Genomic DNA, 14,812 nt, shown 5'->3' on the forward strand with positions numbered 1-14,812 from the left:
GTGGACTGCTACCGGGCGGAGAAGTGATGCAGGGCGATCGCCGAAGCCGCCGCGACGTTCAGGCTGTCGAAGCCTTCTGCCATGGCGATCCTTACCGTGTGCAGGCGGGTAAGCAAATCCGGCGGCAGGCCTTCGCCTTCAGTGCCGAGATAAAGCGCCAGTCTGGCGGAATGCTGCGCGGCCCGGATGTCGGTGGTGCCGCGCGGCGAGAGCGCGAACTGGCTGAAACCAAGCCGGTCGAGCGTGGCGGTGAAGGCTGCGGTATCGTCGAAGGACGCGAAGGGAACCTTCAGCGCCGCGCCGACGGAAATGCGGATTGCCTTGCGGTAAAGCGGATCGCAGCAGGTTCGGTCGAGCAGCACCGCGTCCGCGCCGAAGGCCGCGGCATTGCGGAAGATCGCCCCCATATTGTCGTGATTTGATATGCCGACGAGGACGACAGCCAAGGCGTGCCGGGGCAGGCCCTGCAGCAGAAGCTCGGCGGGCGCCGGATCGCCGCGCATGCCGATCGCCAGGATGCCGCGATGCATGTGGAAGCCGGCGATCCGGTCCATGACCTCACCGGCCGCGACATAGACCGGGAAATCCGAAGGCGCCTTGTGCAGGATCGGCTGCAGGCCCGCCAGCCGGTTTTCGAGGATCAGGGCCGACTCGGCGGCAAAGCGCCCTGCCGACAGCAATAGGTCCAGCACCACCTTGCCCTCGGCGACGAAGCGGCCATGGCGACCGACGAGGTCACGCTCGCGGATGTCGAGATAGGCGGCGACGCGCGGGTCCCCAGGATCGTCGATAGGGATGATGTTCATACAGGCCTCGCCCAAGATTGGTCAGCGAGGTAATGAGCCACTGGCGGCGCGGGTCAAGCCCCGGCGCGGCGCAACCGATAAGCCATCTGGGAGAGATCGCCGTCGCCGAAAATGCCTTCCAGCATACGCAGCAATTCGCGCACCGCTTCGGATTTGCAGGAATAGTAGATCATCTGGCGGTCGCGCCGGGTCTCGACAAGATCGAGCGCCCTCAGCTTGGCGAGATGCTGCGACAGCGCGGACTGGCTGAGTTGCACCTTTTCGGCAATGGCGCCGACCGACATTTCGCCGTCGATCAGATAGGCGACGATCAGCAGGCGCTTTTCGTTGCCCAGGAGAGTGAGAAACGCGGCGGCCGATTCCGCATTGGCGATTAATTTGTTTGAGATCATAGATCCCCCAAGGGTCCTGGCTCATCCTGGCGCCAGGGGGCAATGGCGCCTGATTCCACAATGTTCAGATGTCGACAGGCGCTGCTGAATCAGCGCCATAACAAAGGTAGATCATTTCGTTTAAATCTCAAGCGTTGCTTTCGCCGGCGCGCGATCAACTAACGCTCTTGCTCTGCCGCGCGTCCCGCCTTGGCCATCTCGACGAGCACCGAACGCAATTCGCGCGCCGCTTGCAAAGGCTGGGGAAAGAAGATCCTGCAGGTCGCGTCCGGGGCGGCGAGATCCATGCCGTCGGCATCGAAGCCGGTGACGATCCAGTCGTCGCCCACGGCGCCGCCGAAGTGACGGGCATAAAGGGCAATCGCGTCGCGATGGTCGGCATTCATGTGATCGAGTGCTGCCTGCTCGCTGCCGGCTAGTTCTTCGACAAGGGCGCCGCCGGTGATGAAATCATCGCGCTCGAGAAGATAGGCCTTGCCGAAGCCGCCATTCAGGCTGGCGCGTCCAGGCTCGAGCCGGAAGAACGAGAAATCGCCGAGTCCGGCATAAAGCTTGGCCTTCGGATTGCGATTGAGGTAGCGGCGCTCGGCTCGGACCTGGTCGGCCGATCCCCGCTGAAGCCGTACGGCCCGGCATGCCAGGCTGATGCGCGGATAAGCCAGCGGGTCGCCCTTGCCAGGCTCGCCAAGCAGCAGCGAGCAGCGCGGATCGGCGACAAGCGCACCGGTGTGCGCGGACAGCATCGAGATCAGGATAAGCGGCGCGCCGTCGATGTCGGTGGCGACGCCGACCCTGCTCGCCAGCGGCGCGCCGGTGCCGGGCTCGATAACCGCGAGCGCGCCGAAACGCGCTGCTCGGATCAGGGTTTTCGCCAGCCTGATCGCTTCGGCGTCGGTCTGGCGAATGACATCTTTTTTCGGTTCGGTCACAGGCTCACCCGAGATAAGTTGATTTCTGTTCTCCGGTTATCAGCCGAGTACACCCGCCAATGCAAGGGCTGCGATTTCCTCCCGGCTGAAGCCAAGACGGGCCAATATGCTTGCGGTTTCGCGATCGGCAGCGGTCGGTGCCGCCGCAGCCGCTGCCGGGTCTTGCGAGAAACGCGGCGCCGGCGCTGGGCGCTCGAGCCTGCCGGACGTCACAAAGCTTTGCCGGGCGCGATTGTGCGGGTGGTTCCTGGCTTCGACCAGCGACAGCACGGGCGCGACACAGGCATCGGACGCGGCGAAAAGCTCGGCCCACTCGTCGCGCGTTTTCTCCCTGACCCGGCCGGCAATTGCGGCGCGCATCGCGGGCCACGACGATTTGTCGTATTGGCTGCCAACAAAATGCCCGGCGAGCGGCAGCAGCCTGGCGAATTCGGCGAAGAAGCGCGGTTCGAGGCAGCCAACGGCAATGTGCCTTGCGTCCGCCGTCTCATAGGTCTCGTAAAACGGCGCGCCGGAATCGAGCAGGTTCTCGCCGCGCCTATCGCTCCACAGGCCCGCCGCCATGTAAGCGTGGATCGGCGCGGCGAGCATTGAGGCCCCCTCGATCATCGAGGCATCGACCACCTGGCCCTTTCCGGTGCGCGACCGCTGGAAAAGGGCGGCAAGCACGCCGGTGATGAGCATCATGGCGCCGCCGCCTTGATCCGCGACGAGATTGAGCGGCGGCACGGGCGGCGCGTCCTTCCTGCCGATCGCGTGCAGCAGGCCCGCATAAGCGAGATAGGTGATGTCGTGCCCGGCTCGCCCGGATAGCGGTCCGTCCTGGCCGAACCCGGTCAGGCGGCCATAGATCAGCGCCGGATTGTGTTGGAGCAGGATATCGGGACCGAGGCCGAGGCGCTCCATCACACCGGGGCGGAAGCCTTCGACAAGCAAGTCGGCCCATGCCGCGAGCCGCAGCAACAGCTCCGTGCCCGCCGGACGCTTGAGGTCGAGCTTGAGGACGGAACGGCCGTGGCGGTCGAGGTCGTATTCTTCCGGCAGGTTCAGAAGCGGCTGGCCGGCATCGGCGCGCTCGATGCGCAGCACCTCGGCGCCCATCTCGGACAGCATCAGGGCGGCAAGCGGCAGCGGGCCGAGCCCGGCTATCTCGATGACTTTCAGGCCGGCGAGCGGGCCGGTCTTTTCGGTGGAAGCTCCGGCGCCTGTCGGCGAGCCAGTCATCTCGGCTTATTTCGGCGCCATGCGGATGGCGCCGTCGAGGCGGATGGTCTCGCCGTTCAGCATCTGGTTCTCGACAATGTGCAGCGCAAGGGCCGCATATTCCGCCGGCTCGCCGAGCCGGGGCGGGAAGGGCACGGCGGCGCCGAGCGAATCCTGCACTTCCTGCGGCATGCCGGCCATCATCGGCGTCTTGAAGATGCCGGGCGCGATGGTGCAGACGCGAATGCCGGAGCGCGCAAGATCGCGCGCCACCGGCAGCGTCATGCCGACGACGCCGCCCTTGGAAGCAGAATAGGCGGCCTGCCCGATCTGGCCGTCATAGGCGGCAACGGAGGCGGTGTTGACGATGACGCCGCGCTCGCCCCCGGCAAGCGGATCGAGCTTCGCCGCCCGATCGGCAACGAGGCGGATCATGTTGAAGGTGCCGATCAGGTTGATCTCGATAACCTTGCGGTACTGGTCGAGCGGATGCGGTCCGTCCTTGCCGATCGTCTTCACGCCGATGGCGATGCCGGCGCAATTGACCAGGATGCGCGGTTCGCCGAGCTTTCCGGCCACTTCCGCGATCGCGGCTGTCGCGCTGTCGCCGCTAGAGACATCGCATTGGACGGCAATGCCGCCGATCTCGGCTGCGACTTTCGTGGCGCGCTCGATGCCGACATCGAGGATGGCGACACGGGCGCCCCTAGCGGCAAGCGCGCGCGCCGTCGCCTCTCCCAGGCCGGATCCCCCGCCGGTGACGATTGCGATCTGGCCGTTCGGGTTCATGCAAGCCTCCCAGGGTTTCGAATTATGCTACGAGGCGCGCAGGGGAGGCGCAACCGCAATGGCCTGCTCGATCGATAGCTGTGCATTGCCGGCCGGCCGCGTCAGGGCCGGGGCAAATTCCGGGACCCTTGCCATGTTGGCGTGGCAGACATCACCCGCGAAGCGGGCGACAGCGCCCGGCTTGATCTCATGATACAGCAGCCGGTCGAGATCGACCGGGCGCGGCATGGTGATCTGCCCGCGCGGGAAGCGCTTGAAGCCGAGCGGTCCATAATATGGCTCGTCGCCGACCAGAATGACGGCAGGCGCGCCGGCCTTCCTGGCCGCTTCCAGCGCGATCGCGACCAGCCTGCGGCCGATGCCGAGGTTCTTGAAGGCGGGGCGCACCGCAAGCGGGCCGAGCATCATGGCGCGCCCCGCGCCCGCGGCCACGCGCGTCATGCGCACCGAAGCGATGACCGTATCGTCCTTGACGGCGACATAGGACATCGAGCGGTCATGCCCGCCCGACTCGCGGATCTTGTAGGCGGCAAGCACGAAACGGCCCGGGCCGAAGGCCTGGTCATTGATGGCTTCGATTTCAGCATCATGTGCCGGGGTTTCCGGCAGGTATTTCACGTCGGCAAGGCTCATGGTCTTTGCGTTCCGGTATACGAGGAAGGTTTGCTGCAAGCGGCAGCGTTCGCCAGTCAGCGCTTGTTAAGCGCGGGCGCCCTTTCGTCGTCGGTCGAACCGGATCGAGGCAAAGTCGAACATGGGCGCCTCCGCTAGCACCAATTTTGTGCCGCTGCAATCGGCGCTTTTTGCCTTTCTTTGTGTCATTTGACGAACTGGTTCGTCATTTGACGAACTGTTCAGCGCCGAAGGGCTTCGCCAACCCGCCTATCGGCCTAGATTATTGCGAACCGCAGGGAGATTTCCGCATGGGATTGCTGATCGAAGGCAAATGGCAGGACCGCCCGTTCGACACCGACAGCGGCGGACGGTTCATACGGAGAGAGTCACAATGGCGCGACTGGATCACGCGTGACGGCAGTCCGGCGCAAGGCAGCAGGCGTGGCTTCAAGGCGGAACCCGGCCGTTATCACCTCTATGTCTCGCTCGCCTGCCCATGGGCACATCGCACATTGATCTTCCGTGCTCTGAAGAAGCTCGACGGCGTCATCTCCGTATCGGTGGTGCACCACTTCATGGGCGAAAACGGCTGGACGTTCAAAGCCGAGGACGGCGCCACCGGGGACAAGCTCTACGGCCTCGATTTCCTGCATCAGGTCTACACCAAGGCCGATCCGGCCTATTCAGGCCGCGTGACGGTGCCGGTGCTGTGGGACAAGAAGCAAGAGACCATCGTCAACAACGAGTCCTCCGAGATCATCCGTATGCTCAATTCCGCCTTCGACGAATGGGGCGATGCGGGTCTCGATTTCTATCCGGCGGCGCTGCGCGCGGAGATCGACCGGATCAATGCGCAGGTCTACCCGGCGATCAACAACGGCGTTTATCGCGCCGGTTTCGCCACCACGCAGAAAGCCTATGAGGAAGCTTTCAGTGAATTGTTCCAGGCTCTCGATACGATCGAGGAGAGGCTGTCGCGACAGCGCTATCTGGCCGGCGAACACATCACCGAGGCCGATTGGCGGCTGTTCACGACGCTGGTTCGTTTCGATCCGGTCTATGTCGGCCACTTCAAATGCAATCTGCGCCGCATCGCCGACTATCCGAACCTGTCGAATTATCTGCGCGATCTCTATCAGGTGCCCGGTGTGTCGGGCACGGTCAACCTGCACCACATCAAGTCGCATTATTACGGCAGCCACAGATCGATCAATCCGACGGGGATCGTTCCGGTGGGGCCGGAGCTCGACTATGCGGCTGCGCATGACCGGGGCAGGTTCAGGAAGGCGGCGTGACTACCAGTAGGGTGAGATCCGCTCACCGTCAAAAATCTCGGCTATCCGTCGCAGTGTCGCCGGGGTCGTGCCCTCGGGCAAGCGGTCGAGCGGGAAGAAGCCCGCTTCGGCGATCTCATGATCGGGCAGTTTCCGGGCCGTCTGGCTGAAGGCCTCGATCAGATAAAGGCCGACATGGTCGCGCTTGCTGGAGCGGCGGTTGAAATGCATCGACTTCAGCACCGGCGGCGCGGTCAGCGCGATGTTGCCTTCCTCGGCCAGCTCGCGCGCCAGCGCTTCTTCGAGCGTCTCGCCGGGCTCGACGCCCCCGCCGGGCAATTGCCAGCCCGGTACATAGGTATGGCGGATCAGGAAGACGGCGTTGGAGGCACGTTCGTAGACCAGGCCGCGTACACCGAGCGTCATCGGGCGGCGCAGCAGAAAATAAAAATGGAAGAACCTGGCGCGCAGCCCCGGCCAGCCGGTCTGGCGGAAGGCCTCCTCCGGATCGGCGCGCCGGTTCATGCAACGATCCGCAAGCAGATTTTCGTGGGTTGTCCCACGAACAACTGCTTAGCCTTCCTCGTTTTTCGCAGGTTCTGGCTGCAAAACCGTGGGACGGCTTTGCGGAACCTGCTTGGGGGAACAGCAAAGGGTGAGTGGAAAGCCTCGGCGGCGTCGCTTAAGAAGGGGCCATGTTCAGGCTCGCGCATATTTCCGATGCTCATCTGGGACCGTTGCCCGATGTAACCTATCGCGACCTCGCGTCCAAGCGCGTGCTGGGCTATGTCAACTGGCAGCGCAACCGACGCCGCCATATGCATGACGCCGTCATCGACACAATCGTCGCCGACATCAAGGCGAACGCGCCGGACCATCTCGCCGTCACCGGCGACCTCGTCAACCTGGCGCTCGACGGCGAGATCGAGATGGCCAAGCACTGGCTGGAGACGCTCGGATCGCCGCACGACGTTTCCGTGGTCCCCGGCAATCACGATGCCTATGTGCCGGGCGCCTTCGACAAGGTCTGCCGGGCATGGGCTCCCTGGATGACGGGCGACGGCGTCAACAGTCCGGTCGACCGCAATTCCTTTCCTTATTTGCGCGTGCGCGGCGATGTCGCGCTGATCGGCGTCACCACGGCGCGCGCCACCGCACCCTTCATGGCCAACGGCTTCTTCATGGAAGGGCAGGCCGAACGGCTCGGCAAGGTCCTCGATGATACTGCGAAACAGGGGCTCTTCCGGATCATCATGATCCACCACCCGCCGGTGCGCGGCGCGGTCCCGCAGCACAAGCGCCTGTTCGGCATTGCCCGTTTTCACAAGGTCATTCGCCGGCATGGCGCGGAACTCGTCCTGCACGGCCACTCGCACCTGCCGTCCTTGTTCACCATCGGCACACGCGGCGCCAAGGTGCCGGTGGTCGGTGTTGCCGCCGCCGGCCAGGCACCGGGTGGCAAACATCCGGCGGCGCAGTACAACTTGTTCGAAATCGGTGGTGAAAGGGGCAACTGGCGCCTGCGCCTGACCAGGCGCGGCCTGACCGGACCGGCTATGCCGCCTTCGGACCTCCAGACCATGGACCTCGACGTGCCGGCAGACGGGCGCCAACTCGTCAGAAGCTGATCTTCATCTGCATGATGCGGTCCCAGAACAAGGCCAGCGAAACCGCCAGGCCGACAAGGGCGCCGGCGGCGATCAGGCCGAGGCCGGCGAAGAAAGTCGTCCAGCCGTTGCGGCCGTTCTCGGATCGGATAGGCGGCTCCGCTTCCTGGACCATGTGTCGATGCAGGCCGGGAACGGCGCTTTCCATACCGCCCTCCATCATGCGCTGCCGCTCGACGACACGTTCGGCCACGTAGCGCGTGACAGCGTCGGCGACGGCTTTCATCTCGGTCGATTCAGCCAGCACCACGCGGCCGACGCGCGTGTCCTTGAGGAAGCGATAGGTTCGGCGGTCGCGTCCCATGGCGACGTGGCTCACCGCGTCGATCCATAGCCGCGGCTGCAGGCCCGACGAGACGGCGAAGTCGAAGCTGTCAATGTCGGCCGGGACATCGGCAAAGATGGGGGCAAGCTCGGCTGCCAGCAGATCGAGCCGCATGCGGTGCGCCTCGCGCATGTCGACAACCACATCATCGCGGTCGGCGAAGGCGTTCTTGACGTCGCGTATGGCATCCGAAAGCTTTCGCGACGGCTCGATCGGGGTGACTATGTCGCCTGCATCCTTCATGGGCGGCTGCCTCGCTGCTGGTTAACAGCGAGTTAACACAGTCGCCGGCAAAATGCACGCCGATGACATGCCGCGCCGCGGCTTCGGTCCAGACGGAACCCCGTTTCGGATCTTTTCGGCTGGTTGGGAGCCAACCCGGCCCCGCGATCAACTGGCCTCGGCGCCCAGCGCCGGACGCAACCGCCTGACGCGCCGACGCGTGTTGCGACGCACGATCTCGGCGATCAGGTCCGGAGCCTCCTCGACCAGCATGTGACCCGCGTCAAGGACATGGTGCAGATGGAAGTGCGACGGCAGAGCCTCGGCCTGCCCGACAGGCAGGAGTGGATCCTCCGCTCCCCAAACGACCATCACCGGCATGTCGAGCGTATCCAGTTGCGCCCGGGGGATGACGCCTTGCCGGTCATCCCTGGTCATCGCCGCCGCCATGTCGATCAGGGCCTGCAACTGGCCGGGCTGTTTGCGCATCCGGCAGAGGGCATCCACCACGTGGTCGGACGGCACGGCTCGCGGCCCAGACATGGCTGCAAGGCAGGCTCGGACCTGCTTCCTGCCAGAAGCCGCCGCATAGCGGCGCAGCAGGGCTGCGTTGATCTCCGGGCCGAAGCCGCCGGGGGCCAGCAAAGTCAGCGAAGCGACCCTGCCGGGGTCGGCTAGCGCCATCAACGTCGCGATCGCGCCGCCCATGGAATGACCGACAAGATGGACCTTGCGCAGCCGGCGGGCGGCCAGATCGGCGAGGATGGCTCGCGCGGCGGGCTTGGCGCCGCCCATGCCTTCACATTCCAAGGACCGCCCATGGCCCGGCAGATCGTAAGCAAGCACCTTCGCTTCCGGCGCGAGCGATGCCGCGACGTTACGCCAAACCTCACCACAGGCTCCGAAGCCGTGCAGAAAGACGATCGTCTTCGGACCAGAGCCGCCTTCGACGGCATAAGGGAATGGAAGCATGAAAATGGAACGGTAAAGTGAGATAAGCAGCTATCGCAAATCATGGCTGAATTGCTCTCGATCCAGACCAATGGCCAGTAAAATTTTCGCGACCGAGCGGTCTGTCAGGCGCTCGACGCGCAAGCCCGCCCCAATGGGTGTCGGATTACAGCGTGATACTCCCTGCTGCGGCCATTGGGGGGACCAAAACGGGCGGAAGGCGTGCCCATCTCCTTGTTTTGGCGCAATTCCGACGCGAAGGCTATGGCGCGGCCGCCGAACCCAACCGCCCACGCTTTTCCGGAAAGTTCCTTAGCTCGGATTGCCGATCCCGGCGGCACGCAAGGATTGCACCAGCCGATCGGTGAGATCCGCCGGATATTTGCGGTCGACGAATGTCGCGCGCGGGTCGGCGGCGAATTTCGGGAATTCGGTGATGAGCTCGTTGGCAAGCTCGCCCGCCAGCTTGTCCCGACCCGAAATCTTGGCGCCGATCAGGCGCGCGGCCAGATAGTGCGACTTGGATGCCGTCGTGCGCAGCGACTCGCTGGCTATGGCGGCCTTCTTCATATCACCCTGCATGAAGGCGCCGACGAACAGGCCATAATCCCACCAGGTCGGATGGCCACTGAAGGCCTCGACCGCGTGGCCCAGGATCGGCGTTCCCTCATCGTACTTGCCGGCGAAGATCAGCCCGTAGCCGTAGGCGGCGGCCATGCCGAGATCATACGGGTTGAGTTCGTAGGCCTTGCGCGTCAAGCGGATCGCTTCGTCCGCGTTGCCGAGGCGCGAGTTGAGGTAGCCGAGGGCGCGATGCGCGTGCGAGTTCATGGGCCCCATCTGGACGGCGCGGTGCGCAAGCGACATGGCCTTTTCGAGCGTCGCATCGGGCGGATAGGGATAGCGGGCGGTGACGGCCTCCCCGTGAAGCGCGGCCAACTCAGCGTAGACAAGCGATGATTTGGTGCCTTCGCTGGCCAGCTTCTCCAGGCAGCGATAGGCAGCTTCATGCGTCTTGGCGTTCATGTCGAGATAGTAGTGGTCATCGAGGACCAGGCATCCGATCTGGCTGGTGCGGATGTCGCTCTGGTCGATGTAGCTGTAGATCGCGCCGGAAGCGGGAACGGTCGAGGTGAGGAGGCTGGCGACGTTGCTTTCAACCACGCTAGGCGCGGTTTCGGCCGATGTCAGGTTGCGCGACAGCAGGACCCGGCCAGTCGCGACGCTCTGCAGCTCGACAGTGACGTCGCCGGCGGCGGGGCCGGGAACAATATCGAAGACGAAACTGATCGGGTCGGCCGATTGATCGCGCGTTGAATCCGCGTCGCGCCCGATGAAGTCGATGGTGTCGAAACCGGCAAGGCCGGCGCGCAGCGACGCTGCGACGCGAGCCGCCTCCGCTCCATCGGCTTTCATGGCAATGTAGATGAGCGGCAAGGAGTCGAATATCGGCTGGGCGGCGATGCTGGCAGCGCCCGCTGTTTCGGCCGTTGCCGCCGCGTCGCCGCCGCCGAGGAAGGCATCGCCCTGGCGAAGGATAAGCACGCCGAGCATGGCAATGACCAGAACCATGGCTGCCCAGAAGAATCGCAGTTGCCGTGTCAATGATTGCGCAGGTGCGGCTGGCGCAATGGGGGCCACCGGTTCACCCGGCGTCGCGCTGTCGAGATATTCGGCCGCGGCCGGGGCGGCTTCGGCCGATGCCTGGGGTTGGCGCGCGATGTTGCCGGTGGCGGATTTTGCGTCGCCGGGCAGGCGGATTGCGTTCAGTTCATAGGAGGGGACATAACCGCCGCGGGGGATCGCGATGCGAACCGGCTCGGCGACGCCTTCGTTGGCGAAGTACTGGTCCAGAAGCTCGCGCAGGCGGCCGGCCTGGACCCTGACCACGGCATCGGTGGAGGCGTCGAAATCGCCGTCCTTGCCGAAGACATCCATGGCGATGGAAACGCCCTTCAGCCTGTCCGCCTCGCCGGCCTGCTCGCGTTCGACCAGATAGCGCAAAAGCCTGCGGGCACGCTCGGAGCGTCCGAACGTTTCGCTGGCAAGCAGTCGCTCCAATGTCTCGCGCACTGCGGGGGCGGCAGGCGGGGCATGCTCCAAGTGTCGATCCTCTCGAAGTCGGCACAGGTTAGGACGCGATAATATAGCGCCCGCGCGGGCGCACAAGGATGCTTCTGTTATGTGATCGCGTAAGCTACCGGAAATTCCCCCGCCGGTTAACGAACGACGGGCAAATTGCGTCTGTTTTGCAACACGGCGCGCCTCGCGGACGCGCCGTGTTCGGAAGCCTGGCTGGTCAGCCGGCCTTCCCACCGATGATGCGGTTTGCGGCCGAAACCACAGCCTCCAGCGAGGCGGCGACGATGTTGGTGTTGATGCCGGCGCCGAACAGCTTGCCGCCCGGATATTCCATCTCGACATAGGAGATGGCCGACGCGTTGGAGCCGCGCTGCAAGGAATGCTCCGAATAGTCGAGCACCGACATGTCGACGCCGACATGGCGCGAGAGCGCATCGACAAAGCCGTCGATCGGGCCGGTGCCCGAGCCGGTGATCGTCACTTCCTTGCCGTTGTCGAGGATATCCGCCTCCACGATACGCCGGCCCTTCACCTGGGTGTCGGGGAAGGTGCGATGGTCGACGAACTTAAGCCGTGCGCCGGGCTGATCGACATAGGTTTCGAGGAAGCGTTCATGGATGCGCTTGGCCGGCACTTCCTTGCCTTCCGCGTCGGTGATCGCCTGGATCGCCTGGCTGAACTCGATCTGCAGATTGCGCGGCAGATTGAGGCCGTAATCCGCCTGCAGCACATAGGCGATGCCGCCCTTGCCCGACTGCGAGTTGATGCGAATGATCGCCTCATAGGTGCGGCCGACATCGGCCGGGTCGATCGGCAGATAAGGCACTTCCCAGAGCGGTGTGTTGGCCTTCTTCAGCGCCTTCATGCCCTTGTTGATGGCATCCTGATGCGAGCCGGAGAATGCCGTGTAGACCAGTTCGCCAACATAAGGATGGCGTTCCGGGATCTTCAACTGGTTCGAATATTCATAGACATCCTTCATCCGGTTGATGTCGGAGCAGTCGAGCTCCGGATCGACGCCCTGGGTGAACATGTTGAGCGCCAGCGTCACGATATCGACATTGCCGGTGCGCTCGCCATTGCCGAACAGCGTGCCTTCGACGCGATCGGCTCCGGCCATCAGGCCGAGCTCGGTGGTGGCGATGCCGGTACCGCGGTCGTTATGCGGATGCAGCGAGATGATCAGGTTCTCGCGGTTGTCGAGATTGCGGCACATCCACTCGATGCGGTCGGCATAGACGTTGGGCGTCGACATCTCGACTGTCGAGGGCAGGTTGATGATCAGCTTGTTGTCGGCCGTCGGCTTCACGATCTCGGTGACGGCGTTGCAGATCTCCAGCGCGACCTCGAGCTCGGTGCCGGTGAAGCTTTCCGGCGAGTATTCGAAGCGGTAGCCGCCGCCGGCCTTGGCCGCCATGTCGGTGATCATCTTGGCGGCGTCGGTGGCAATGCGCTTGATGCCGGCAACGTCCTTTTCGAAGACGACGCGGCGCTGCAACTCGCTGGTCGAATTGTAGAAATGCACGATCGGGCGGTGCGCGCCCTTCAGGGCGTCGAAAGTGCGCGTGATCAGTTCCGGCCGGCACTGCACCAGCACCTGGAGCGACACGTCGCCGGGCACGCCGCCTTCCTCGATGCACCAGCGTGCGAAATCGAAATCGGTCTGCGAAGCCGAGGGGAAGCCGATCTCGATTTCCTTGAAGCCCATGTCGAGGAGCAGCGCGAACATGCGCGCCTTGCGCTCATGACCCATTGGGTCGATCAGCGCCTGGTTGCCGTCGCGCAGGTCGACCGAGCACCAGATCGGCGCCTTGTCGATCACCTTGTTCGGCCAGGTGCGATCGGTCAGGCCGACGGTGGGGTAGGACTGGTACTTGCGGGCTGCATCCGGCATGTGGCCGGCCGCGCGCTTCCCGGCTTCAGCCTCGCCGGCGCGGATTTCTTCTCGTGCGTTCATCGTTTCTTCTCCGGGCGGCCCGCATGTTCGCCTTGGGCGGATTGATGGCGAGCGTCGCCTCTACCAGAATTTCATTCGCTTGATTATGACTTTGCCAAGGAGCATGCGCCTGAGGCGGCGGGTATCGACCGCCGGGCGCTCCTTCAGCGAACCCGGCGATCGCCGATAAGGCCGAGAAGAAGCAGGGTCGAAGCGAGCGCGCGCGCGGTCTCGCCGGCAAAGCCGGTGCGAGAAGAAGCGACGGAGCGGACGCGCGTGGTCATGGCGGCTCTCTTACAGGAGCGGCCCGTCGGAGGCAAGCGGGACGGAGGAACGAATGCGCCTCGCCCGGTCTCCTCGCGGCGCCGACGTCTTCCCCGCGCCTCGTAAATGCGCCAGACTTGGTTTCGAACGCTTGGTTACCGAGCGAAGCTCCGGGGAGGGTCGCCCATGAATTTCGTGTTCTTCTCGCCGCATTTTCCGGCCAACGGCGCCGATTTCTGCGACCGGCTGAAGAAAGCCGGCGCCACCGTGCTTGGCGTCGGCGATGCGCCTTACGAGACCCTGAACGGCAAGCTGAAGGCGGCGCTTTCGGAATATTACCGCATCGCCGACATGGAAAATTACGACGCCGTGTTCCGGGCGATGGGCCACTTCATCCACAAATGGGGTCGCATCGACCGCTTTGAGTCGCTCAACGAGCATTGGCTGGAGCTCGAAGCCAACATCCGCACCGACTTCAACATCTATGGTACCAAGCTCGACTTCGTGAAGAATTTGAAGCGGAAAAGCCGCATGCGCGCCTTCTTCCGCAAGAGCGGCGTCGAAACCATTCCGCAGCGCAAATGCTCCGACCGCGCCGGCGCCATGACCTTCATCCGGCGTGTCGGCTATCCGGTGGTGGTCAAGCCGGATTCGGGTTCCGGCGCTTCCAACACCTTCAAGATCTCCAATGCCAGGGAACTCGACCAGTTCTTCAGGGACAAGCCGGAGGACGTCACCTTCGTCATGGAGCAGTTCATCGAGGGGCTGGTGGTGACCTTCGACGGGTTGGTCAACCGCGACGGCGAGGTGGTGCTGGCGGCCAGCCACCGCTATGACCAGAGCATCATGGACGCGGTCAACAAGGACCGCCACATGAGCTACACCTGCTTCCCCGAAATCACGCCTGCGGTCGAGGAGGCGGGCCGCAAGATCCTCAAAGCATTCGACGTGCGCGAACGCTTCTTCCATATCGAGCTGTTCGAGACCAAGGACAACCGCATCATCGCGCTCGAGGTCAACATGCGCCCGCCCGGCGCCTGGATGACCGACGCCATCAACTACACATTCGACATCGACGTCTATGCCGCATGGGCCGACATGGTGGTCAAGGATGCCGCGGGCGGTCCCTACAAGGGCAAGTATTTCACCGCCTATGCCAGCCGCAAACGCCACATCGACTATTTGCACAGCCACGCGGACGTGCTAGCCGCCCATGGCGACAAGATCGTCCATCACCAGGCCATCGAAGAGGTCTTCAGCCGCGCCATGGGCAATTACGCCTACCAGATGCGTTCGAAGGATCAGAAGGCGCTGCGCCAGGCGGTCGACTATATCCACGCGGAAAAGGCCTGAGCCC

At 64.0% G+C, this 14,812-nt stretch carries 14 protein-coding genes; 3 read left to right on the forward strand and 11 right to left on the reverse strand.

Annotated elements, in window-relative coordinates; all coding sequences use genetic code 11:
* Nucleotides 1-8: 8 nt before the first annotated feature.
* The 6 genes from DPM35_RS07815 to DPM35_RS07840 form a co-directional block, all read right to left on the reverse strand.
* Nucleotides 9-806: a TrmH family RNA methyltransferase gene (locus DPM35_RS07815; RefSeq protein WP_112126704.1), complete on the reverse strand. Its 798-nt coding sequence runs from the start codon at nucleotides 804-806 to the stop codon at nucleotides 9-11.
* Between the two features lie 53 nt (nucleotides 807-859).
* The gene (locus DPM35_RS07820; protein ID WP_112126705.1) at nucleotides 860-1,198 is read right to left on the reverse strand and encodes an ArsR/SmtB family transcription factor; all 339 of its coding nucleotides are present in this window, start codon (nucleotides 1,196-1,198) and stop codon (nucleotides 860-862) included.
* Between the two features lie 158 nt (nucleotides 1,199-1,356).
* Complete coding sequence (locus DPM35_RS07825; protein WP_112126706.1) at nucleotides 1,357-2,127, reverse strand: HugZ family pyridoxamine 5'-phosphate oxidase; 771 nt, start codon at nucleotides 2,125-2,127, stop codon at nucleotides 1,357-1,359.
* 39 nt (nucleotides 2,128-2,166) lie between these two features.
* Nucleotides 2,167-3,351: a CaiB/BaiF CoA transferase family protein gene (locus tag DPM35_RS07830; RefSeq protein ID WP_112126707.1), complete on the reverse strand. Its 1,185-nt coding sequence runs from the start codon at nucleotides 3,349-3,351 to the stop codon at nucleotides 2,167-2,169.
* Between the two features lie 6 nt (nucleotides 3,352-3,357).
* Nucleotides 3,358-4,119, reverse strand: coding sequence for a 3-hydroxyacyl-CoA dehydrogenase (locus tag DPM35_RS07835; protein ID WP_112126708.1), 762 nt, complete (start codon nucleotides 4,117-4,119; stop codon nucleotides 3,358-3,360).
* 27 nt (nucleotides 4,120-4,146) lie between these two features.
* Complete coding sequence (locus DPM35_RS07840) at nucleotides 4,147-4,752, reverse strand: GNAT family N-acetyltransferase (protein ID WP_112126709.1); 606 nt, start codon at nucleotides 4,750-4,752, stop codon at nucleotides 4,147-4,149.
* 290 nt (nucleotides 4,753-5,042) lie between these two features.
* Between DPM35_RS07840 and DPM35_RS07845 the strand changes: the two genes are divergently transcribed.
* Complete coding sequence (locus DPM35_RS07845) at nucleotides 5,043-6,029, forward strand: glutathione S-transferase family protein (RefSeq protein WP_112126710.1); 987 nt, start codon at nucleotides 5,043-5,045, stop codon at nucleotides 6,027-6,029.
* Here DPM35_RS07845 and DPM35_RS07850 read toward each other — a convergent pair whose 3' ends face one another.
* The gene (locus DPM35_RS07850) at nucleotides 6,030-6,533 is read right to left on the reverse strand and encodes an NUDIX domain-containing protein (protein ID WP_112126711.1); all 504 of its coding nucleotides are present in this window, start codon (nucleotides 6,531-6,533) and stop codon (nucleotides 6,030-6,032) included.
* A 170-nt stretch (nucleotides 6,534-6,703) separates the two neighbouring features.
* On the opposite strand from DPM35_RS07850, the gene DPM35_RS07855 reads away from it, so the two are divergent.
* Nucleotides 6,704-7,636: a metallophosphoesterase family protein gene (locus DPM35_RS07855; RefSeq protein ID WP_112126712.1), complete on the forward strand. Its 933-nt coding sequence runs from the start codon at nucleotides 6,704-6,706 to the stop codon at nucleotides 7,634-7,636.
* Here DPM35_RS07855 and DPM35_RS07860 read toward each other — a convergent pair.
* From DPM35_RS07860 to leuA, 4 genes are all read right to left on the reverse strand, one after another.
* Nucleotides 7,626-8,243, reverse strand: coding sequence for a hypothetical protein (locus DPM35_RS07860; protein WP_112126713.1), 618 nt, complete (start codon nucleotides 8,241-8,243; stop codon nucleotides 7,626-7,628). The two genes, DPM35_RS07855 and DPM35_RS07860, sit on opposite strands and share 11 nt — an antisense overlap.
* 147 nt (nucleotides 8,244-8,390) lie before the next feature.
* A complete protein-coding gene (locus DPM35_RS07865) occupies nucleotides 8,391-9,194 on the reverse strand; it encodes an alpha/beta fold hydrolase (protein WP_112126714.1) in 804 nt (267 codons plus the stop codon).
* Nucleotides 9,195-9,485: 291 nt separating this feature from the next.
* Nucleotides 9,486-11,276 carry a tetratricopeptide repeat protein gene (locus DPM35_RS07870; protein WP_112126715.1) on the reverse strand — a complete coding sequence of 597 codons (1,791 nt, stop codon included), beginning with the start codon at nucleotides 11,274-11,276 and terminating at the stop codon, nucleotides 9,486-9,488.
* Between the two features lie 196 nt (nucleotides 11,277-11,472).
* The gene (gene leuA, locus DPM35_RS07875) at nucleotides 11,473-13,149 is read right to left on the reverse strand and encodes a 2-isopropylmalate synthase (RefSeq protein WP_425373349.1); all 1,677 of its coding nucleotides are present in this window, start codon (nucleotides 13,147-13,149) and stop codon (nucleotides 11,473-11,475) included.
* Between the two features lie 492 nt (nucleotides 13,150-13,641).
* Here leuA and DPM35_RS07885 point away from each other — a divergent pair, with 492 nt between their 5' ends.
* Nucleotides 13,642-14,808, forward strand: coding sequence for an ATP-grasp domain-containing protein (locus DPM35_RS07885; RefSeq protein ID WP_112126717.1), 1,167 nt, complete (start codon nucleotides 13,642-13,644; stop codon nucleotides 14,806-14,808).
* The last annotated feature ends 4 nt before the right edge of the window (nucleotides 14,809-14,812 follow it).

This window comes from Mesorhizobium atlanticum, assembly GCF_003289965.1.
Classification (GTDB): domain Bacteria; phylum Pseudomonadota; class Alphaproteobacteria; order Rhizobiales; family Rhizobiaceae; genus Mesorhizobium; species Mesorhizobium atlanticum.